This window comes from Corynebacterium sp. HMSC064E08, from assembly GCF_001811805.1.
Taxonomy (GTDB): Bacteria; Actinomycetota; Actinomycetes; order Mycobacteriales; family Mycobacteriaceae; genus Corynebacterium; species Corynebacterium jeikeium_D.
Window position 1 is genome coordinate 297,778 of record NZ_KV806693.1, and the last position, 21,115, is coordinate 318,892.

The following is a 21,115-nucleotide window of genomic DNA, read 5'->3' on the forward strand; positions in this document are numbered from 1 at the left end:
CTAAACATCGCCCTTGAGGTGGTTTTGCCTAAAAACGTGATTTATTTTTACAGGCTTTATTTATCCGGCGAATTTCCAACGCGCCCGGAGCTGCCCACTGCTAGTGAGGCCTACGTGGCGCATGCACTAGCTCGACCTGTACGAGCGTGACTTTCTCTGCGCGCACGAGCGCTTCAAACAGCGACAGATAGTAATTCCACATCCTCCGGAACACTCTGTCGTAGCCGATACCAGCGGCTTCGCGCGCATGCGCCGCAAAGAAATCTCGCTGGAGCTGCAAGGTCGTCGCGAAGTGCGCCGGAATGTACTCTTCCGCCGCGATGCGCAGGCCGGTTTCCCGGTCCACCATCTTGCGCAGCTCTTCCATGGTGAAAAGCTGCAGCTGCGGCCACACGTAAGCGCGTACGAGGTCCAAGCTGCGCTCGGCGAGCGCATCGAATTTGTCCGTCGCTACCACCATTTGGACGACGATGGTGCCGCGGTCGACAAGCAGACGCTCGGCGCTCTTCAGCCAGCGCAGCGCACCTGCACGACCGAAGGTCTCCAGACGCCCGACGTTGATAACCGCCTCGAAGTCGGACTCGAATTCGCGTGGCGACGGAATGTTGCGATCCATCTGGATCACATCGACCGCGCCGCGCAATCCGGCTTTTTCCACCCGTTCCAGCACCGTTTCGGTGTGGTCATCAGAGACGGTAATAACCTCCGCGCCCGCTCCCCTTTCTGCAGCTCGAAGGGCAATTTCTCCGCCTGCCGACGGCCATTCGGCGACACGGTCTCCGGCCCGGACTCGAGCCAGATCGAGGATGTGCTCAATATTGCGCACTTGAGCATGCAGAAAATCGGCACGCGCGACGGATTTCGGGGCATCGACATAAGTCACGTCAACTGACCAGTGCGAGGGAACCCCACCCTTGCCAGCACCACGGGCATAGTTTTGAATCTGTTCCCGCGACGAGGTTCGCACTCCGGAGGCGAACAGGCCGGAACCGCCCATCAGCAATTCGCCGGAATAGAGCTCCAGCAATGAGGTCGGCAACTCTCCCGCCATATCTGGCCCATCGAGACGCGGACGTGAACGCGCGACTTTCATCAGACCACGTGCCAGCGGCCCCAACGAAGCAATATCAAGCTCGGCGCTGAGCAGTCGGCTGAGAAGCTCTGGCAAATCATCACTGGACCATTCGCCCGCGAGATAGGCCTCCCCCAATCCGAGCCATTCTGAATCAGCTAGTCGAGAATAGAAAACAGGATCAATGACGCTGAAAATGACTGGACGAAACGATTCAGAACTAGTGGGAGATTCACTGCCGCTGCTAGAGCTGGCACCACCGACTCCGTCGATAGCCAAATCGGCGTCACCCGTCGACCGAGTAATGAAGGACTCTCCGACAAACTCACCGGATTCGACCAGTTCAATGCCGTTGTCCTGGCAGAGCCGCTCAAAAGAGCGTTCCATCATTTCGGCACGTTTCGCTAGGAAACGCCCCTCTGGAATACGCGCAACCCGAGGCCATCGCTCTGCGTCAATTGCCTGTCGGCTTGCCGAATTCACCCTGCCCGAACCTCCTAACAATCGCGCCGCATAAAGGTACGAATAACGAACTGAGTTTGCTCTCGAAGCCTACCGCGCAGGGACCCAGAATAGGCGGTGGCGCACCGAGAGGATTACTATTGTGGCTTGCCGGCTAAAAGCCGAATCTAAAACTTCGAGAACTTTCAAGTCTGTGAGGAGAAAATACATGACCGAGACTCCGTACCGCCCGCACTCCGGACGCCCGCACGTGGTCGTCATCGGTTCGGGTTTCGGTGGCTTGTTCGCGGCGAAGAAGTTGCAGGGCGCCGAGGTCGACGTCACTCTCATCGACCGCACTAACCACCACCTGTTCCAGCCACTGCTCTACCAGGTAGCAACGGGCATCCTGTCCTCGGGCGAAATCGCTCCGTCCACTCGTACGATCTTCGACGGTGTTCAGAACGTTCGTGTTGTCAAGGGCGATGTCACCGACATCGACGTCGAAAAGCAGGTTGTGACTTCGGAACTGGGTCACCAGACTTCCAAGTGGGAATACGACCACCTCCTGGTTGCCGCTGGCGCTGGCCAGTCCTACTTCGGCAATGATCACTTTGCCGAGTTTGCTCCGGGCATGAAGAACATCGACGACGCACTCGAAATCCGTGCCCGCATCATCGGCGCGTTTGAGCGCGCCGAGCTGACCGACGATCCGGCTGAGCGCGAGCGCCTGCTGACCTTCGTTGTTGTCGGCGCTGGCCCGACCGGTGTTGAGCTTGCTGGCCAGCTGGCCGAGCTGGCTAACCGCACCCTCGCATCGTCCTACCGCAGCTACAACCCGCACGCTGCACGCGTCGTCCTGCTCGACGGCGCACCGCAGGTTCTGCCGCCGTTTGGCAAGCGTCTGGGCCGCAAGGCTCAGAAGTCCCTGGAGAAGATGGGCGTCATCGTCAAGCTGGGCGCGATGGTGACTGACGTCAATGAAGAGGGCGTCACCTACAAGAACATGAAGGATGGAACCGAGGAGTTCATCCCGTCGTTCTGCAAGATTTGGTCCGCCGGCGTGTCCGCTTCCCCGCTGGGCAAGATGATTGCCGAGCAGACTGGCGCCGAGACCGACCGCGCTGGCCGTGTCGTTGTCAACGAGGACATGACAGCTGGTGACTACAAGAACGTCTACGTCGTGGGCGACATGTCCAACCGCGAGAACCTGCCGGGTGTTGCTCAGGTCGCTATTCAGGGTGGCGAGTACGTCGCCGCCAACATTGCAGCTGAGGCCGACGGCCGCGATGTCGCAGAGCGTCAGCCGTTCGAGTACTTCGATAAGGGCTCCATGGCAACCGTCTCCCGCTTCTCCGCAGTGGTGAAGATGGGCAAGGTTGAGGTTACCGGCTTCATCGGCTGGATTCTGTGGCTGGCCGTCCACCTGATGTTCCTGGTGGGCTTCCGCAACCGCCTCGTCTCCTGCGTCAGCTGGGGCCTGAACGTCCTGGATCGCAACCGTTGGCAGATGGTTTCCACCCGCCAGCAGATGTACGCACGCAACGCCATCGACCGCCTGGCCGAGTTCAACAAGGACAAGGCTGAGCAGGATCTGCCGCTGGAGGTTCGCGACACTCGCCGCGAGCACCGCGCAAAAAGGAACAAGTAGTTAACTTGCAGGTGGCCAGATTAGAAAACAGCTAATCACGACAAGCCACCTGCGAGCTTCCTACCAGGCCCGTTACCACCTATAACGATTTGCTACAGCGGCTTGTCGAGTACCGCAATTCGTAGGTTGGTGCGGGCCAACAGTTTTTCATCTGCCTTGCGGGTGTGCTCAATGCGCCACAGTTGCATGGTGCGCCCCAGGTACTCTGGCTCCGCCGTGGTAACGATTACCTCGCCAGCCCGGGCGGAGCGGTAGAAATCGGTGTTGTTGTTCACACCGACGACCGGCTTCTTCGCACCGCAGGCAACGAAACCAGCAATAGAGCCAGCAGTCTCACCTAGCGAGCAATAAACACCGCCATTAGCTAGGCCCCACGGTTGCAGGTGGTCGGGCCCGACCTCGAGCTCCATCTGAATTCGCTCCGGCCCGACATGGACAAACTTCGTGCCCAGCAAGGTATCTAGACCGCCGATTCCGTTATCGCCCAAGGTGCTGTTAAAAACAGCCAGCTCCTCATCGCTCAGCGCTTCCTGGCTAGCCTTCGTCGCCAGTGTCATATAATCGCGCAGCGCCTTCCTCTTCGCCTGCTCGGCGGCGGAAGCTGCAGAGTTAGAGTCCTGTGAACTGCCATTATTCGCAATAGTCTCGTCAGTCATGCCAAACATTGTGCCAGCGCACGCCATCACTCGTGGCAGTTTCAATGTTAAAAGCAGTAACAATTTCTGAGTCCCAGATACAACGAACCCCGGCCAGGCTTTAAGATGGTGGGCATGACCGATAACAATGAACTCGCACAAATTGGTGTCGTCGGGCTCGCCGTCATGGGCTCGAATATCGCACGCAACTTCGCCCACAAGGGACACACCGTTGCCGTGTACAACCGCAGCCCGGAGAAAACTCGCACCCTCATCGCTGAACACGGTGATGAAGGCTCATTCATCCCGTCCGAGACCATTGAAGAGTTCGTCGCTTCGCTGGAGCGCCCGCGTCGCGCTTTGATCATGGTTCAGGCAGGTGCCGCTACCGATGCGGTCATCGATCAGCTTGCCGACGTGATGGAGCCCGGCGACATCATCATTGATGGCGGTAACTCTCTTTACACGGACACCATCCGTCGCGAGAAGGCTATTCGCGCCCGTGGCCTGCACTACGTTGGCACTGGTATTTCCGGTGGTGAAGAAGGTGCTCTGACTGGCCCATCCATTATGCCGGGTGGAACGAAGGAGTCCTACGAGTCCCTCGGCCCGCTGCTGGAGTCCATCTCCGCTCACGTTGATGGCGTTCCGTGCTGTACTCACATTTCCTCCGATGGCGCTGGCCACTTTGTAAAGATGGTCCACAACGGCATCGAGTACGCGGATATGCAGGTCATCGGCGAGGCCTACCACCTGCTGCGTGAGGCCGCTGGCCTCACTCCTGCCGAGATTGCAGATATCTTCCGCGAGTGGAATAAGGGCGACCTGGACTCCTACCTGGTCGAGATTACCGCTGAGGTCCTCTCTCAGGTCGATGAGAAGACAGGCAAGCCACTGGTGGATGTCATCGTTGATGCTGCTGGCCAGAAGGGCACCGGCCGTTGGACGGTCAAGGCCGCTTTGGACTTGGGCATTCCAGTAACTGGTATTGGCGAGGCCGTGTTCGCTCGCGCCCTGTCGTCTTCCCTTGCTCAGCGTGAGGCTGCCCGCAACCTGCCGTCGGGAAGCCTGGCTAAGGCACCGGAAGATCGCGATGCTTTTGTGGAGCGCGTCCGTAAGGCGCTCTACGCTTCCAAAATCATTGCCTACTCGCAGGGCTTTGATGAGATTAACGCTGGCGCCAAGGAGTACGGCTGGGAAATCGACCGCGGTGCGCTGGCGACCATCTGGCGTGGTGGCTGCATCATCCGCGCACAGTTCCTGAACCGCATCAAGGAAGCATACGACCGCAATCCGGAGCTGCCGGCGCTGGTACTCGACGAGTACTTCCGTGACCAGGTCACCGAGTGCCTCGACGCGTGGCGCGACGTTGTCGTCACTGCCGCACAGATGGGTATCCCGGCTCCGGTGTTCTCCTCCTCGCTGGCTTACTACGACGGCCTGCGTGCGGAGCGTCTGCCGGCAGCGCTGGTTCAGGGGCAGCGTGACTACTTCGGTGCGCACACGTACCGGCGTGTTGACCGCGAGGGCGCTTTCCACACCCTCTGGTCTGGCGACCGCTCCGAGGTTGAAGCGTAGTGTTGAAGTTCATCGCTTCACACTCTTGAAGTTAAAAGGGGTCTGAGATGCCATTTCCCAAGAAGACAAAGCCTGATTTTGTGCCACGAGTTCTTTCCATCGCCGGCACAGACCCCACAGGTGGGGCTGGACTCCATGCCGATTTAAAATCAATTGCCGCCGCCGGTGGTTATGGCATGGGCGTGGTCACCGCTTTGGTATCTCAGAACACCGTAGGCGTTCGTGCCGTCCACACCCCACCTGTTGACTTCCTCGTCGAGCAGCTGGCTGCTGTGACCGAGGATGTCACCATCGACGCGGTGAAGATTGGCATGTTGGGTTCACGCGAACTCACGCAGGCCGTCACCAACTGGGTTCGGGAGACCAAGCCAGCCGTGGTTGTTCTCGATCCGGTTATGGTCGCCACCTCTGGCGACCGTCTGCTTGACGAAGATGCCATGGACGCAATGCGTGACTTGGTCGCGGAAGCCACCGTCATCACGCCGAATGTTCCCGAACTGGCATTGCTTGCCGACGCCCCGGAGGCCAGCGACTTCACTGAGCTGATTGAGCAGGCGCTGGAGTTCGCGAGCAAAAACGATGTCATCGTGATTGCAAAGACTGGTCACTTAAGTGATGAGGAAGCCGGCAATGCCGTGGCCTTCCCCGATGGCCAGGTTTTCTTCAGCTCTTCTCCCCGCATTCACACTGAGAACACCCATGGCACGGGTTGTTCGCTGTCCGCAGCTCTAGCCACACGGATTGGTGGGGGCTCTGCGATCAATGATGCCCTGCGCTGGACTACGCGCTGGCTCAGCGAGTCCATTCGTTTCGCGGATAACCTCAACGTCGGCCAGGGGCACGGCCCCATTGACCACGGCCACAGGGCTCGTCGCCTGGAAAAGGTCGCGCTTCGCCGAATGCAACCAGTGCATCTGAACTCCAGTTTTTACCCGGAGGCCATCGAAGGCACTGACACTGAGCAGCCGCCGAAGGAGCTGGAATCTTTCTTCGGCCACTCACTCCAGATTGCTCCGGCGGGCCCCTTTACTTCCCAGCTGTGGCGGGACATCGAGGACATCGTTGCCGAGATTGGCGGAATGTTCAGCGTCCCCACGATGCTCCGCGGCGACCTTTCCTCGGACGAAACCAACTTCTTCGTAGCGCAAGAGGCCTGGTACTTGCACCAAGTTTTCCCAGTCCTGTCGCATCTGGCAACCAAAGCACCCTGCGCTAAGGAACAGGTTCTGTGGTCGTCACTCGCACAGGAAGCCCTGGTGCGTGCGTTGGAATTGAGCAATAACGCGCTGGAAGAGACTTCTTCGGCGCTCGAGGACATCGAGCCGACAACCATCACGCAGCTTTTGCTGGACGTGCATTCTTCCTGTAGCGCTTTCAACCCATATCGGGTCGCCGTAACCAGTATCGTCGTCGAAATGTGGATTGCAACCGAGCTGACTCTGCAAGGAAAATCGCTGGTTGATGAGGATTCCGCGATCGCGAACTGGGTGGAGGTGTATTCCGACCCCGAGTATGTTGACAGTGTTCAGCAGGCTCTCGAGGTCCTTGAAAAGAATATGTCCACGGCCAGCGATGCGGAGCTCAAATCCATCCGCAACATCTTCCGTCGAGCCGCCATTCTTGAGCGCGAGGCCTATGCGCAACCGGGTCGCGGTTGGTAAATCTCATGGGACGGTAGTTTTCAAGCTCACCGGACGTGCCTATTGCATGGCAGTCCGGGGATAGCGGTATTCTAACAAGCATGCCCCCTCCTGCTGAGTCCAGTGATTTCAGACAGTTGGGCACGCCGGAAGCGATTGTGAGTATTCTGCGTGCCCAGCACATAACTTCGCCTACTGCCGTGCAGGTGGCGACTTTGCCAGATACTTTCGCTGGCAAGGACGTTCTTGCGCAGGCCCCTACAGGCTCGGGCAAAACGCTCGCATTCGGCATTCCGCTGGTCGCGTTACTCAATAACGCCTCTCCAGCGCTTCCCGGCTACCCGCGCGCGCTCATTATTTCGCCAACGCGCGAACTCGCAGATCAGATTGCTGATGTCCTCGCTGACATCGGTGCCGCTGCAGGTCTGCGTGTCTTGAGCTTGGTCGGCGGTGATTCCGTGGCCAAGCAGCAGACTCTGCTCGCGGCACCAGTCGATATCGCTGTGGTCACACCGGGTCGCGCACACGATTTGCGCCGCCGCGGTCTACTCAGCCTTGAGCACGTCCTCGCTGTCGTCGTCGACGAAGCGGACATGCTCGCTGACATGGGCTTTCTGCCCGATGTTCTGGGCCTGGTCCGTGCGTGCCCGAAGTCGGCACAGCGCATGGTCTTTTCCGCCACGATTAACGACGACGCCGCGGGGCTTATTCGCGATCGTCGCGCAAGTAGCACTGAAGTTGCGAAGCACAAGGTCACTGCCTCCCGGTTGACCATGCGCAATATGCGGCATCTGTTACTTCGGGTGGAGGACAACAACGAAGCCGACGAAGTGGTCGCCTGGATTGCCTCCCGCAAGGATCAGTGCGTCATCTTCGCCAACTCTAAGGCGCGTGTCGTGCAGCTGGCTAAGTTTCTACAGTTCTACGACATCAAGTTAGGTTTCCTCCACGGCGATCGTGGCCAGGCAACTCGTCGCGCGGTCCTCAAGGCCTTTGCCGAGGGTGAAATCAATGTCCTCGTCACCACGGATGTGGCCGCTCGTGGCATTGATATCGATGCTCTTGACTTGGTTGTGCACGCGGATCCGCCAAGGGATTCCGCGACGTATATTCACCGCTCGGGTCGGACGGCTCGTGCAGGTGCTTCCGGCACGGTAGCGATGATTGTGCGTGACCGCCAGGTTGATCAGGCCCGCGAACTGCTGTCAGGGGCCGGCGTTGAAGCTGAAGAGCTGCGTGCCGCTCCGGGACTGCCGCGATTTGTCAAGGAACTGGGCGCACGACGTCCGCGCCGGGCTCGTCAAAATCAGAGCCAATCGACAGGCGGTGCTAGTGGTGCCGGTTACCGCGGGCGCGGCGGTCCGTCGGCAAGCGGAAAGAATCGTGCTGGCGGTCGCGTACACCGCCCCAAGCGAGGGAAAAAGAAGAAGAGATAATCAGTGGATATTGTTCTCAATATTGTCGCGGTTGTCGGCTTTATCGCGCTAACCGCTGGCACCGGCCTCTTTGTGGCGTTTGAATTCGCGCTGACGGGACTGGAGCGGTCTACGATTGACGCCGACCGCGCCCGTTCAGCGGATGCGCCTGCTGAGGCCGTTCACAAGGCACATAATCGACTGTCCTTCCACCTCTCCGGTGCACAGCTGGGCATTACGTTGACGACACTGGCAACTGGTTTCCTCGCGGAACCGGTGCTGGCGCAGTACTTCACACCGATGTTGCATTGGATGGGGCTCAGCGAGTCCGCCGCGGGACCGACCGCACTGATTCTTGCGCTCATTGTGGCCACGATGTTGTCGATGGTCTACGGCGAATTGGTGCCAAAGAATGTCGCGATTACAGAGCCGTTGGCAGTAGCGCGAGTTACGGCTCGTCCGGTGATGGCGTTTAACTGGGTGTTCCACTACTTCATCCATTCGCTGAATGCCACGGCGAACTGGCTGGTGCGCAAGCTCGGTATTGAACCGGCGGATGAGTTGGCTTCGGCGCGTTCCCCGCAGGAGCTGGAAGCACTGGTACGTAATTCTGCGGAGCAGGGGGCATTGGATGAGTCGAAGGCCGCTGTACTCGAGTCGTCGTTACGCTTTGGTGAAACGACGGCGGAGGACCTAATGACGCCGCGGTCGACGATTACCTCCCTCGATGTCGATGACACGGCGCTGGATCTGCTGGCTGTCGCTATCGAATCGGGGCATTCCCGCTTCCCCATTACTGACGGGGACCTCGATGCCACTGTCGGTGTTGTCCACGTCAAGGACGCATTTGCGGTGCCTGCGGCGAAGCGCTCAACCACCACCATGCGGGAGATTGCACGGCCTGTGCCGACGCTGCCGCAGTCGCTGGACGGCGATGCCGTACTGGAGGCCGTGCGTTCGGCAGGTTCGCAGATTGCGCTGGTCGCGGACGAGTACGGTGGCATCGCCGGCATTGTCACCATCGAGGATGTCGTCGAGGAAATTCTTGGCGAGGTCTGGGATGAGTACGACGACAAGGAATCCGAGCAGGAAGTCAAACGCGCGATCGAAGGCTGGAACTGCTCTGGCCTTGTGCGTACCGACGAGCTGCCGACCAAGGTCGGATACTTCGCCCCAGAAGGTAGCTTCGAAACGCTCGGTGGATTGATTATGTTTGCGCTCGGTCGCATCCCGGAGGTCGGTGACGTCGTCCTGCTGCCAGAGACCGAACGCGACTTCATGGACGAGTTCGAATCGGGTATCGCCGGACGCTGGTACGCCCGCATTCTGGCGATGGATGACCGCCGCGTGGACCGTGCCATTTTGATTCCTGTTACCAACGAGCGCGCTAAGGAGATGTTCAACCTATGAGTGACTGGTTTGGAATCCTCCTGACTTTCTTCTTGTTGTTGGTCAACGCGTTTTTCGTGGGCGCGGAGTTCTCACTTATTGCTGCGCGCCGTGACCGTTTGGAAGCGCTGCTGGCTCAGGGAAAGAAGCGCGCACGCACAGTTATCAATGCTTCTGAGCACCTGTCGATGATGCTCGCCGCCGCACAGCTGGGCATCACCATTGCCTCGCTGCTGCTGGGTAAGGTCTCTGAGCCGGCGCTGGCACATCTGCTGGAAGCTCCCTTCCAGGCGATGGGTATTCCGGAGTCGCTGCTGCACCCGCTGAGCTTTGCCATCGCATTGATGTTGGTGTCAGTGCTGCACATCATGCTCGGTGAGATGGTGCCGAAGAATATCGCGCTGGCAGGCCCGGAAACGATGGCCATGCTGCTTATTCCGGTTCATATGGTCTTCTACCGCCTGACCAAGCCGCTGTTGCTGCTGTTTAACTGGATGGCTCGCCATACGCTGAAGCTGTTCGGCATTGAGCAGCGCGATGAGCTCGACACCACTGTCGATTCCACTGAGTTGGCATCGATGATTGCGGAGTCTCGTCAAGAGGGGCTCCTTGACAGCGAGGAGCACGTCCGCCTTCGTCGCACACTGGCTTCGGCCACGCGCACCATTGAGGAGGTACTGATTCCGCACGAGCAAATTCGGCGCCTCCCCACCGCACCGACTGTGGGCGACCTAGAGACGGCGGTCACCGAAACTGGTTTCTCCCGGTTCCCCGTCGCTGCGGCCAACAATGAGCCCAACGAGTACCGCGGCTATGTTCACGTGAAAGATGTCCTCGACCGCGTCATGGATCCTGCCTCCGGCCCAGAGACAGCCATCCCCGATGACGAGATTCGCCCGATGATTGAGATTCCGATCGATGCCACGCTGGATGAGGGATTGCGCATCATGCGCCGCTACAGCGCCCACATGGCAGTGGCTGTACGCGCTCGCATGCCAAAGCCGCACCTGCGCGCAAACGCCCCGGCAAGCATCGCTCCGAAGACCGGTGCTTTCTCCGGCGCGGAGCAGATCGGCATCGTGGCTCTGGAGGACCTCATCGAGGAGCAGGTCGGTGTCGTGCGCGACTGGACCCACGAGGTTTCCCCGCGTCGCAGCGGTGCGCCAAAGCAGCACTCGACAGTGAACCAGCCCCGGACCCGATCGGGCAGCACGCAGGGACGACAGCAGTGACGCCTACGCCCGATTCGTCTTTCGATTGGCGTGAAGCCAAAGCAAGGCATATCGCCCGCGTCGATGTCCTGACCCGCGATCACCTGTCCCGTCGCAGTCGCGGCCAGCGTCACCCGGTCTGGGACTTCATCTTCGAGTACTACCCCGTTAAGCCCGGCCAGCTCCGCCGCTGGTCACCGGGCATCGGCGTAGATCTTCCCGGTGCGACAGCCAAGGACATCAGTCACCTGAAGTTCTTTACCCTCGACACAGACGACGCTACAGACAGTCCTGCCAGCAAGGACCCCACCGATACCGCCTCGGGGACAGCACGCATGGATGTTTCGGCGTACGTCGATAAGCGAGGTACGACGGTGGCGTACATCGGCAATCTGTTGCGTTCGACGCGCGCGAATCCGGCGCACTTTGACTGCTTTGGTTTGCATGAATGGGCGATGGTATATCGCCAGCCCGAGCATCGTCATCCGGAGCCCCTGCGGCTTGGTCAGGCAGGCACGGACGAGGTCGTCGAGGCCCACACGGTTCGGTGTACGCACTTCGATGCCTTCCGTTTCTTCACGCCCGACGCCGTGCCGCTCAACGAGTTTGCACCGACGCGCGAGACACAGCCGCACTGTGAGCAGATGGGTTGTCTGCACGCCAACATGGACTTGTATAAATGGGCGACCAAGCTCGGCGAGGCGGTCCCCGGCGACCTATGGCTGGGTACTTTCGAGCTCGCGTGCAGTGCCCGTGAGTTGGATATGCGCGCCGCTCCCTACGATCTGCAGGATTGGGGTTTTGCGCCCATTCGCATCGAAACGCCCGAGGGCAAGGCCGAGTACGTCCGTCGCCAGCGTGAGCTCAGTGCGCGTGCCGATGTTCTGCGCGGCCGTCTTCTCGAAGTGGTAGATGTCGCCTTGTCCACGCAGTAAAGTTGGCAGGAGTGACGTGCGCGTTTGTGCTTTACGACGAGGTCTGCTGCGAGTCGACAGTGCCGAGCACACTCAGCATAGAAAGGGCTAGAACGACATGGGACGACACGCCTCGGGTGAGAACAACTATCGAGTGGCTAAGGGGCCTTTTATTGCCGTCTTGGTCGTCATTGTTCTGGTGGCTGCGGTTTTTGCCTGGGTTAATCTGCGCAAGAGCAACGATTCGTCAATTGATGCTGACCGTGCACGGTGCACGAAGGGTGACCTGACGCTGGTGGTGACCGCTGATCCTGCTGCGGTGGGCTCGGCACAGAAACTCGTGCAGGACTATGGCGAGTCGAATCCCGTGGTGAGGGACTTCTGTGTGCGGCCACAGATTACGGTGGCGGGCTCGCAGGAGGTTGTGAACGCCCTGACTGAGGCTGGCGGTGCTGAAGCTGATGAGGGAGCTCCGGAGGACCCCGCTGCGGATGAAGCCGGTACCGGAATTATGACTCCGGGCGTATGGATTCCCGCCGATATCTCTTTCGTTGACCGGGCGAAGAACTCAGACAAGGTCAAGGTCAACAACCCCAAGACGTGGTTGCCGCCGATTGCCAGCGGCGTGGCCTTCACAACCAATCGTGCTGACCAGCTGAACAACGCCACCTGGGAAGAGCTTGCAGGATTGCGCGTGGCCGCCCCCGGTGGCTCCGATGCGGCGCTGTCGGCCGTGATCAGTGCTCGACTTGGCGGTGGCCCGGATGTCGCTCGCGAACGCGCAGACTTGGGTGAGGTCTACACCTCCAATACCCTGCTGACCATGCTCAGCCAGAATGTCGCTGACTTCGACGGCGTGGCCGCGACCCAGCCCATGCTGCAGATGGCCGGCGAAGGGCTGAAGCTGGTCTCCCCAGCGGATGCACCCCAATTGCACGCGCCAGTTGTCACCTTTGGCTCCGGCGGCAAGATCGACGAGAACACGGCTCGCGCGGCCGAGGACTTCCGGAACTTCGCAGCAGATCATGGCGCCGACGGCGAAGCTGCTGAGAGCACTTTCAGCCCTGAAGTAGCAGAGAACTTTGGAGTGCTCTCGCAGATTCAGACGGATTCTTTTGCGCTGCCGCCAGCACTGGAGCAGCCGGACGCGCAACAGCCCGCAACTGCGATGGGTTCGGCGCTCCTGCTCGCTGATACCTCCGAGGGCGTCGATGTTGGGGCGCTGTCTGCGGCACTGACCGGCGCTATCGATGCGGCACCTGGTGGCCGCTACGGCCTGTGGACATTCGCACCTGAGGTGAACCGCCTCGCGGAACTTCCCGCGCCCGATGACGAGGCCAACAACGGCGCGGACGCCGTAAAGGGTTCGCTGGCCGAACTTCCGGCTGGTGGTGAGGCACAGTTCTGGCCAGCGCTTATCGATGCCTACCAGGCCGCCCGCGACACCTACTCCCCTGACAAGCCGAACCGTCTCGTCGTGCTCACCTCTGGTCGCGATGCCTCGGGCGCCGATGCCGCCGAGTCTGTCGAGAGGATTAAGGAACTCATTAGCCCGGACCGCCCGGTAACGATTGAGGTCATCGTGCTTCCCGACGGCGACAGCTCCAGCCCCGAGCTGCAGGAAGTGGCAAATATGACCACTGGCTCTCTGCGCATTGCGGCTGACTACGGCGATGGCCTGGCCTCTCAGTTGGCTGCGGCTATCGGTACGGAGTAAGTAGAAAAAACCGCCTCCATCTGGTCCAACCTCGGGAGAGGTAAGACGGAACCAGTTGTGGAAGGCGGTTTTCGTTTAGTTTGTTTCGGCTATTTGAACGGAGGCCATAGCAGCGACGCCGCTGTCCAGCCGTATCGTTGGCGGTTACCGTATCTGTTGGCGGTTAGGAGATGCGGCGGCGACGACGCTCAGCCAGCTCGTCGATGCCAGTACCTGGGTTCTCCTGAGTACCGTCAATACGCTCGGACGGGAAGGAGGCGATGGTGCCAGTCAGTTCCTTCATAATGCCCGGGACAGCAATGCCGAACACTCCCTGGCCACCGTTGAGCAGGTCGATGACCTCTTCATTGGAGCGACACTGGTAGACGGTGCGACCGTCGGAAACCAGCGTGATGGTAGCCAGGTCATCGACTCCGAGATCGCGCAGGCGGTCGACAGCCAGACGGATGTTCTGCAGGGAAATACCGGTGTCCAGCAGACCGCGAACAATCTTCAAAACGAGGATGTCGCGGAAGGAGTACAGACGCTGGGTACCCGAGCCCTTGGCGGTACGGATAGAAGGCTCCACCAGCTTGGTGCGTGCCCAGTAGTCCAGCTGGCGGTAAGAAATGCCCGCTACCTGACACGCGATGGGAACGCGGTAGCCAACCTGCTCGTCCGGCCCCATGTCGAACAGGGATTCCTGGACCGCGCGCGGCTCTTGCGAGTCCGACGCACGGAGCTCATTGTCGCCAAAGAGCGAACCGCTGTTGTCGTCGACCATATAAATTCTCCCGAGGTAGTTTCACTGCCGTTATTTATCTTTCGCCAAGGTTAATCGGCTGTCAATACATCACAGGACGACACGCCGAATCTCTAAACCTAAAGTTAAGGTTTAGAGTTTGGAGCCGCAGTTTCCCCAGCTCAAGCACAACCCGGGAGCAAAACCGCAGGACGGGATGAAACTATAACTTCCGAAAAGTTACCCCTTTTATGGGGTCATTCAGCGACACGCCGGAGGAAATAAGCGTCACAACTACCCCAAAAGTAGCCAGTTATTCACTCCAGTCACACGTTTAACGGTCGCCATCGGAAGCTGAATCGGCGCCACCGTCGGCTTCACCATCAGACTTCTTGTCCTCCGCATCACCATGCGGCTCGGCGAAGTAGTCAGCATCAATGCTGTCGAGGAATTCCGCAAACTCCGACACCGATGCCTCGACGGAGTCGGTCTCCGACTCGTCGGCAAGCGAACCGCCATTGGTTGCGACGAGACGCGCCGCTACCGACGTGGCGTCGAGCACATCACGCGCGACATACAGCGGAACCTCAAGCTCGCTAGCGATAAGGATGAGGTCGGAGGGCCGCATATCAATCTCTGCGCCACCTTCGAGCACCAGGCTGGCGATGAAAACGCCCTCATGCACGCCCGTAATCTGGCCGCGCAGGGCGCTCTGCCCCACCATGTCCAGCGTATCGACGAAGACCTCATGCATGCCCGGGCGACGCTGCGTAGCGCCGGTCTCACGGGCGGAGTACTCCGTCGCCGTCGCCAAATCAATCCAAATCGGGATAATCCGATTGGTCTCTTCGGCATGCAGGAGCAGCACTGGATCGTCCTCAGGAGGATGCGCCATCCAGTCTAGAAACTTGACTTCTACGAGTTTTTCGTCCATAACAGCGATAATTGTAGCGAGCCGCTATTTACGCGGGACTACCGACTACTTCCCCAGGTCCTTGTTGACCTGGCGCTTGACCAAAGTGCCGTGCAGCGTGACCATCAGCGCAGTCATCTCACGGCCCATCTCCACAGCCTTCTGCTTGCCGCTAGCCGCACGCGACTTACTCAGCGGACTAGCAGCGAGCGACACCAAATCTGCCTCACGGGCCGCAGCGGTACGCACAGTTTTGAGGTGGCGGGCATCCAGGCCAAACTCAGCCAGCTTGACCGCCGTCTCAGTGATGAGCAGGTCATCGCCATCGAACATGTTCAGCGTGTCCGGAGTAATCAGGCCGACTCGAACCAGTTCAGTGATGAACTTCTCGCTAGCGCCGGTGCGCTCTGCCAGCTCCGCCTGCGTCAGCGAGACCACTGCGGCTTCGCGGAACTGATCCGCCGTCACCAGTGGAGTGACCGATGCCAGCCCGTCGCCGCCAGCGTTGCCCGCATCAATTTCGTCGAGCTGCTCTTTAATAACCTTCAGCGGCAAGTAGTTATCGCGCTGAACGGTGAGAATGTAGCGCAGGCGGTCAATGTCCGCCTGGCTGTAGCGACGATAACCCGAGGAGCTACGCGACGGGCACAGCAGCCCCTCCGACTCGAGAAAACGAATTTTGGACAGCGTTACATCAGGGAACTCAACCTTGACTTCCTTCAGCACAGCACCGATGGTCTTCTTCTTGCCCACCGAGCGTGCTTGCTTCGCAGTGCTTTCCGACGAAGTCGGCTGCGAAACTGCTGATTTGCGTACTGCTGCCACTGGTCTTTTCCGAGCCTTTACAAAAATAAGGGGTTAATGCCGACAGGCGTCGACATTAACCGATGTCGAATTAGTTACCGATCAGGAAGACGAGGCGGAACTTACCGACCTGAACCTCGTCACCATTAGCCAGAACCGCGGAGTTCTTCGGCTCGCGGTTAACGTAGGTACCGTTCAGCGATCCCACGTCGACGACCTCGTAGGAGTCACCGTTCTTGCGGAACTCTGCGTGACGACGGGAAACAGTCACATCATCGAGGAAGATGTCGCTGTCCGGGTGACGACCAGCGGTGGTGACTGCCTGATCGAGCAGGAAACGCGAACCTGCGTTTGGCCCCCGCTTGACAACCAAGAGTGCCGAGCCCGCCGGAAGTCCTTCAACACCGGAGACCGTGGAGTCCGTGTTAGAGCTGGACTCCATTTCCTTCAGCAAATCTGCACGGAAGACCGAGGTGGTCTCGACCGATGCCTCTGGCTGGCCGCTATTGCTAGTCATATCTTTCCCTCCGGGATAACCTTGGGCGATTTACTCGTTACTTTTTAGATAATAGCGCCCCAACCGCTTTCGTGTTGTTATCTAATCCCAACCATGTTGTGACGCAGCTCACCAGCAGGGTATGTACAACATGATTGATATGCGTAAATACCGACATCTGAGAGCTTTCTCTGTGGGTGTACCTAGGCCGGTCACCTGAGAAATATTTTCAAATTGTTACCAAACCTGTGGTTACGGCTTACCTAAACATCGCTGCAATTGAGCCGACGACCGAGCCGCCACCATTGCTCAATGGGTTGTCGTTGACCATGTACGTCCACGTCGAGCTCGGGCGAGCAAGACCCGTGTCCTCTAGATGTGCGCCTTCGCTGTCGATTTCGACCTCTTGGAAGGTCTGCACCGACTCGGTAACGGCATTGTTCACCAGGCTCTTAAAGGCGCCGATGGCGGCGCGGTGGAACTCATCAATGGGGCTTTCCTTAGCCAGCGCGCGCAGGTGAATCGACTCCCGAAGGTCATCCAGATCCGCCAGGTGGTCTGACCATCCGCGATCCAGGTGGCTCAGCATGATTTCCCGGGCAGCATCCTCGGCGACATCGCGCCCGGCTGCGGCTTCGACTTCCCTCGCCCGCGCCGATGCCAACTTGGACAGTTCTTCCCAGGCAGCATTAGTAGTCAGCAGTTTCTCCCTGCGCTCATCCAGAATCTCGCGCTGGTCACCGATGAGCTTGTTGTACTTCCATGTCGTCGCATGAATCGACAGCATGGTCGCCTCTGTCACTCGCTGTGCGCGGTCGATGAACTGATAGGCCCTCTTATCCCGGACGCGGCCATCGTCCTCGGGAAGCACGCTCAGCGTCTCGCCAGCAGCGCCCTCGGAAATCACCGGATCATCCAGGGAGACAAAGAACACCGACGAGCCCGGATCGCCCTGGCGCCCGGCGCGGCCACGCAGCTGATTGTCCAGTCGGTCAGTGCGGTGCTTCCCCAGGCCAATGACGCATAGTCCACCGCGCTCAACGACCGCATCGCGGTTGGATTCATCTGCCCCGCCGAGACGGATGTCGGTTCCTCGCCCGGCCATCTGAGTGGACACCGTGACACGGCCAATATCGCCAGCATTGGCGATGACCTGGGCCTCCAGCTCGTCATTTTTCGCGTTCAGCACCGAGGATTCGATGCCGCGCAGGACCAGCGCATCGGCTAGTCGTTCCGATTCCGCCACGTCACGGGTGCCTACGAGTATTGGTCGACCAGTGCCGTTGAGTTCCACGACCTCGTCGACAAGCGCGGCGAACGCGTCGTCGGTGGTGGCGTAGATGCGGTCGGGCTCGTCGTCACGAATGCATGGGACGTTGGGTTCGATGACGGAGACGTGAAGTCCGTAGAACTCGCGGAACTGGTCTCCTGCGGAGGTGGCGGTGCCGGTCATGCCGCAGGTGATGTCATAGCGGCCGACGAGTTGCTGGATGGTCATGGAGTCGAGGATTCGGCCGCCCTCAGAGACCTGCAGGCCCTCCTTGGCCTCTACCGCCGCTTGCAGACCGTCCGGCCACCGCTGCAGTTCCGCCACGCGTCCCTTCGAGGCGTCGATGAGCTGTACCTTGCCGTCGCGCACGATGTAGTCGACATCGCGCTGCAGCAACTCGTGAGCGTGCAGTGCAACGTTGACCTGAACTAGGGTGGTGCCGACATGTTCGGCGTCGTACAGCGAGCCGATGCCAAGCAGGCGTTCGACGCGTGCGGCGCCGGTGTCGGTGAGGAAGACGTTGCGACGACCTTCGTCGACGGTGTAGTCGTCGCCGAGCTGCAGGCGGCGCACCACGTCGGTAATCTGTCCGGTCGGTGCGGTGCCCGGCTCATTGCCGGCAAGCACGAGCGGGACTAGCGCTTCATCCACCAGCACGGAGTCGGCCTCGTCGATGATCGCGACATCAGCGGGCGACTGCACGCGGTCTTCAACGGACGCCGCGCAGCGGTCGCGCAGAACGTCGAAGCCGAGTTCGTTGACGGCGGCGTAGACGATGTCTGCCGCATATGCTTTACGACGCTCCCCCGGTCCCTCCTGCGGCGAAATAGCCGCCACCGAGAGCCCTAGGAACCCGAACAACGGTTGCATCCACTGCGCGTCGCGGCCTGCGAGGTAGTCGTTGACGGTCACAGAATGCACGCGGTGGCCACGCAGCGCGAACCCGGCTGCAGCCAGGGCGCCGGAGAGAGTCTTGCCCTCACCGGTGGCCATCTGGACGACGTCTCCCTCCATGAGCGCCAGTGCGCCTTGCAGCTGCACATCGAAGGGACGCATAGACAGGGTGCGCTGGGAAACTTCGCGGAGCGCAGCTAAAAGCTCCGGTGCGTCGGTTGCGTGTTGGCGGGTGAAGTCGGCGAGGTCGGCGTCGGAAAGCGCCTGTACCTGCGGCTCAAGCTCAGCGGCGCGTGCCACCAGCCCTACGCTGCGTTTTTGGTTGCGCCCCTGCTTGCCGCTAAGAGCCTTCCAAAACCAATTAAACCCAGCCATCTTCTACCCTTCCTGCGCGCGTGTGGTTGTCGGCGCGTTCTGACTCACCAGAGTAATCAATCTGGGCCGGCCTTCGGAGTGTCAATCGCTGCCAGCGAATTTGCACCATATGTCTTTAGTCACATCTTGAGTTTGAAACAATGGGTTTAACACTTGATGCGAGCAATTTTCGGAAGGACTTGAATCCCCTATGGCAATCGAATTCATCCCCACCGCTGACCTGGTTGACGAGATCGGCCCGGACGTACGTTCCTGCGATACCCAGATGCGCAACCTCGGCGGTCGCGTGGAGTTCTGCGGCAAGATCTCCACGGTCAAGTGCTTCCAGGACAATGCGCTGCTGAAGAAGGTTCTCTCCGAGCCGTCTGAAGGCGGTGTCCTCGTCATCGACGGTGACGCTTCTGTGCACACGGCTCTGGTCGGTGACGTTATTGCGGGTCTCGGCAAGGACAATGGCTGGGCTGGTGTGGTCGTCAATGGCGCGATCCGTGACTCCAAGCTGATTGGCGAGATGGACTTCGGCTGCAAGGCGCTTGGCACCAACCCGCGCAAGTCCACCAAGACTGGCGAGGGCGAGCGCGACGTCGTTGTCTCCTTCGGCGGCATTGACTTCGTTCCGGGCGAGACGCTCTACGCTGACTCCGACGGTATTGTCGTGCGCTAATAGCATCGCGCGCTAGACGGCAAACGAAACCGTAAAGTAAAAGCCGCAAACAAAACCGCCGCCTCCCGGAATCTTCCAGAAGACGGCGGTTATTTTGTCGGGCTGACCGGATTTGAACCGACGACCCCCTCACCCCCAGTGAGGTGCGCTACCAAACTGCGCTACAGCCCGTGTGCACGAAAGTGCAACGAGCTATAGGTTACATCATTGGAGTTTGAAGGCGAAAATCGCCCCTGGCACCTTCCCTGGCTACCGCATTACTGCAGGTAGATGGTCACAGGCGTGGATGTCTCCGCCATCTGTCCCTCCGGCGGATCGATCGAGGCAACCTTACCCATGATCGCGGCCACAGAGTTGGTCGGATTGCCCTCGGCGTCGACGACAGTCACATTCTGGTAGCCGTTGGTACGCAATTCCACCTCAACCGATGCCGGACTCTTGCCCACCACGCCCTGCGGGATGGTGCCCCAACCGCTGCTGCGCTCACCGGGGCCGGGGATAGCTGGCGGCGACTCGCGAAGTTGGTCGAGCTCCTGCTCGAGGCGCTCACGGGTGTCGTTAATCGTGCCCGACGGGTCCAAGCGATCGGTGGGACTTGTCGTGGTTTCTTCCGGCGAGGTTGTCGTCGGCGTCGGGCTTGACGACGTCTCCTGCGTCGGCACCGCCGTATTGTCGTTTTTGTCCTCGGTTCCGGAAGTAAAGGACAAAACCAGGGCTACCAGCGCGACTACGGCCACCATGGCGGCGATGGCCACGATGGCGACAGGCTTGCCCCAGCCCTTCTTGGAGTCATCATTGCCACTGTTGCCACGGTTATTACCGCGGTTGTTGCCGTTATTCATGTCGCCGTAACCGCCTGCGCCGCCTGCGGAGTACTGCTGGGTTGCACCTGCCTGCTGGCCCGCCTGACCATAGCCGCGTTCTTCTTCAGAAAGCGGAGCCCAGTACTGGCCGCTACCCTGTGCACCTGCTCCTTGCGCCCCGGCGCCGGCCTCGGCACCTCGCGAGTTCTCAAAACGTGTTTCATCGCCGCGCTGCAGGAATTGTGTCTCAGAGGAGTCGCCGCCGAAGTATTCGGTCGGCTGCTCGCCCGCGAAGTCGGCATCTGGGTTGTATCCGCGGTATCCCTCGTCCCGCGGAATGTAGCGAGTCGCGGAGTCATCGCCGTACGAGCTTGAGGAATCGCGTCCGTAGCTGTTGTCTCGGCCATCGTGCTGAGAGCCGTCACGGTTATTGCCGCGCCTGACCATTGTCAGTTCTCCTTATCGCTAATTTCCTAAAACTCCAAAATGCCAACGAAAAGCCCAAAATGCAA

Annotated in this window: 17 protein-coding genes and 1 tRNA gene; 9 read left to right on the forward strand and 9 right to left on the reverse strand. The window is 59.7% G+C overall.

Features of this window, described 5'->3' with window-relative positions; translation table 11 throughout:
• Positions 1-100: 100 nt before the first annotated feature.
• Positions 101-1,555 carry a class I SAM-dependent methyltransferase gene (locus tag HMPREF2820_RS02885; RefSeq protein ID WP_070602660.1) on the reverse strand — a complete coding sequence of 485 codons (1,455 nt, stop codon included), beginning with the start codon at positions 1,553-1,555 and terminating at the stop codon, positions 101-103.
• Between the two features lie 187 nt (positions 1,556-1,742).
• Here HMPREF2820_RS02885 and HMPREF2820_RS02890 point away from each other — a divergent pair, with 187 nt between their 5' ends.
• Positions 1,743-3,164: an NAD(P)/FAD-dependent oxidoreductase gene (locus HMPREF2820_RS02890; protein WP_048734034.1), complete on the forward strand. Its 1,422-nt coding sequence runs from the start codon at positions 1,743-1,745 to the stop codon at positions 3,162-3,164.
• Positions 3,165-3,256: 92 nt separating this feature from the next.
• Here HMPREF2820_RS02890 and HMPREF2820_RS02895 read toward each other — a convergent pair whose 3' ends face one another.
• On the reverse strand, positions 3,257-3,820 hold the full coding sequence (locus tag HMPREF2820_RS02895; protein ID WP_236659468.1) for a PaaI family thioesterase: 564 nt from the start codon (positions 3,818-3,820) through the stop codon (positions 3,257-3,259).
• Between the two features lie 105 nt (positions 3,821-3,925).
• Here HMPREF2820_RS02895 and gndA point away from each other — a divergent pair, with 105 nt between their 5' ends.
• From gndA to HMPREF2820_RS02930, 7 genes are all read left to right on the forward strand, one after another.
• A complete protein-coding gene (gene gndA / locus HMPREF2820_RS02900) occupies positions 3,926-5,377 on the forward strand; it encodes an NADP-dependent phosphogluconate dehydrogenase (RefSeq protein WP_070602662.1) in 1,452 nt (483 codons plus the stop codon).
• Positions 5,378-5,424: 47 nt separating this feature from the next.
• Positions 5,425-7,038 (forward strand): bifunctional hydroxymethylpyrimidine kinase/phosphomethylpyrimidine kinase, encoded by a 1,614-nt coding sequence (locus HMPREF2820_RS02905; protein ID WP_070602665.1) that lies wholly within the window; start codon positions 5,425-5,427, stop codon positions 7,036-7,038.
• A gap of 80 nt (positions 7,039-7,118) precedes the next feature.
• Positions 7,119-8,453 carry a DEAD/DEAH box helicase gene (locus HMPREF2820_RS02910; protein ID WP_246822192.1) on the forward strand — a complete coding sequence of 445 codons (1,335 nt, stop codon included), beginning with the start codon at positions 7,119-7,121 and terminating at the stop codon, positions 8,451-8,453.
• Positions 8,454-8,456: 3 nt separating this feature from the next.
• Positions 8,457-9,842, forward strand: a complete 1,386-nt coding sequence (locus tag HMPREF2820_RS02915) for a hemolysin family protein (RefSeq protein WP_016422831.1) — start codon at positions 8,457-8,459, stop codon at positions 9,840-9,842.
• Positions 9,839-11,053: a hemolysin family protein gene (locus HMPREF2820_RS02920; RefSeq protein WP_070602669.1), complete on the forward strand. Its 1,215-nt coding sequence runs from the start codon at positions 9,839-9,841 to the stop codon at positions 11,051-11,053. The genes HMPREF2820_RS02915 and HMPREF2820_RS02920 overlap by 4 nt, the downstream gene beginning before the upstream one ends.
• Positions 11,050-11,967 (forward strand): 3-methyladenine DNA glycosylase, encoded by a 918-nt coding sequence (locus tag HMPREF2820_RS02925; protein WP_070602671.1) that lies wholly within the window; start codon positions 11,050-11,052, stop codon positions 11,965-11,967. The genes HMPREF2820_RS02920 and HMPREF2820_RS02925 overlap by 4 nt, the downstream gene beginning before the upstream one ends.
• Positions 11,968-12,064: 97 nt before the next feature.
• A complete protein-coding gene (locus HMPREF2820_RS02930) occupies positions 12,065-13,663 on the forward strand; it encodes a vWA domain-containing protein (protein WP_070437418.1) in 1,599 nt (532 codons plus the stop codon).
• 163 nt (positions 13,664-13,826) lie between these two features.
• Here the strand turns inward: HMPREF2820_RS02930 and HMPREF2820_RS02935 are convergent, their stop codons facing one another.
• The 5 genes from HMPREF2820_RS02935 to secA2 form a co-directional block, all read right to left on the reverse strand.
• A complete protein-coding gene (locus HMPREF2820_RS02935) occupies positions 13,827-14,330 on the reverse strand; it encodes a MerR family transcriptional regulator (RefSeq protein WP_172620271.1) in 504 nt (167 codons plus the stop codon).
• Between the two features lie 388 nt (positions 14,331-14,718).
• Positions 14,719-15,318, reverse strand: a complete 600-nt coding sequence (locus tag HMPREF2820_RS02940) for a bifunctional nuclease family protein (RefSeq protein ID WP_048734014.1) — start codon at positions 15,316-15,318, stop codon at positions 14,719-14,721.
• Positions 15,319-15,363: 45 nt separating this feature from the next.
• Positions 15,364-16,122 carry a transcriptional regulator FtsR gene (locus HMPREF2820_RS02945; protein ID WP_016422836.1) on the reverse strand — a complete coding sequence of 253 codons (759 nt, stop codon included), beginning with the start codon at positions 16,120-16,122 and terminating at the stop codon, positions 15,364-15,366.
• A gap of 70 nt (positions 16,123-16,192) precedes the next feature.
• A complete protein-coding gene (gene odhI, locus HMPREF2820_RS02950; protein ID WP_005511304.1) occupies positions 16,193-16,618 on the reverse strand; it encodes an oxoglutarate dehydrogenase inhibitor Odhl in 426 nt (141 codons plus the stop codon).
• Between the two features lie 238 nt (positions 16,619-16,856).
• A complete protein-coding gene (gene secA2 / locus HMPREF2820_RS02955) occupies positions 16,857-19,136 on the reverse strand; it encodes an accessory Sec system translocase SecA2 (protein WP_070602673.1) in 2,280 nt (759 codons plus the stop codon).
• A gap of 190 nt (positions 19,137-19,326) precedes the next feature.
• Here secA2 and rraA point away from each other — a divergent pair, with 190 nt between their 5' ends.
• Positions 19,327-19,800 (forward strand): ribonuclease E activity regulator RraA, encoded by a 474-nt coding sequence (gene rraA, locus HMPREF2820_RS02960; protein WP_016422839.1) that lies wholly within the window; start codon positions 19,327-19,329, stop codon positions 19,798-19,800.
• 97 nt (positions 19,801-19,897) lie between these two features.
• Here rraA and HMPREF2820_RS02965 read toward each other — a convergent pair.
• Both HMPREF2820_RS02965 and HMPREF2820_RS02970 read right to left on the reverse strand, forming a co-directional pair.
• Positions 19,898-19,971, reverse strand: a tRNA-Pro gene (locus HMPREF2820_RS02965).
• An 86-nt stretch (positions 19,972-20,057) separates the two neighbouring features.
• Positions 20,058-21,050: a PASTA domain-containing protein gene (locus HMPREF2820_RS02970; RefSeq protein ID WP_070602675.1), complete on the reverse strand. Its 993-nt coding sequence runs from the start codon at positions 21,048-21,050 to the stop codon at positions 20,058-20,060.
• Positions 21,051-21,115: the final 65 nt, after the last annotated feature.

Coding starts and splice junctions, on each gene's coding strand:
- HMPREF2820_RS02920 (WP_070602669.1), top strand. CDS start 9,839: ATGAGTGACTGGTTTGGAATCCTCCTGACTTTCTTCTTGTTGTTGGTC.
- HMPREF2820_RS02930 (WP_070437418.1), top strand. CDS start 12,065: ATGGGACGACACGCCTCGGGTGAGAACAACTATCGAGTGGCTAAGGGG.
- HMPREF2820_RS02890 (WP_048734034.1), top strand. CDS start 1,743: ATGACCGAGACTCCGTACCGCCCGCACTCCGGACGCCCGCACGTGGTC.
- HMPREF2820_RS02940 (WP_048734014.1), bottom strand. CDS start 15,318: ATGGACGAAAAACTCGTAGAAGTCAAGTTTCTAGACTGGATGGCGCAT.
- HMPREF2820_RS02895 (WP_236659468.1), bottom strand. CDS start 3,820: ATGACTGACGAGACTATTGCGAATAATGGCAGTTCACAGGACTCTAAC.
- rraA (WP_016422839.1), top strand. CDS start 19,327: ATGGCAATCGAATTCATCCCCACCGCTGACCTGGTTGACGAGATCGGC.
- HMPREF2820_RS02935 (WP_172620271.1), bottom strand. CDS start 14,330: ATGGGGCCGGACGAGCAGGTTGGCTACCGCGTTCCCATCGCGTGTCAG.
- HMPREF2820_RS02910 (WP_246822192.1), top strand. CDS start 7,119: ATGCCCCCTCCTGCTGAGTCCAGTGATTTCAGACAGTTGGGCACGCCG.
- secA2 (WP_070602673.1), bottom strand. CDS start 19,136: ATGGCTGGGTTTAATTGGTTTTGGAAGGCTCTTAGCGGCAAGCAGGGG.
- HMPREF2820_RS02905 (WP_070602665.1), top strand. CDS start 5,425: ATGCCATTTCCCAAGAAGACAAAGCCTGATTTTGTGCCACGAGTTCTT.
- gndA (WP_070602662.1), top strand. CDS start 3,926: ATGGTGGGCATGACCGATAACAATGAACTCGCACAAATTGGTGTCGTC.
- HMPREF2820_RS02970 (WP_070602675.1), bottom strand. CDS start 21,050: ATGGTCAGGCGCGGCAATAACCGTGACGGCTCTCAGCACGATGGCCGA.
- odhI (WP_005511304.1), bottom strand. CDS start 16,618: ATGACTAGCAATAGCGGCCAGCCAGAGGCATCGGTCGAGACCACCTCG.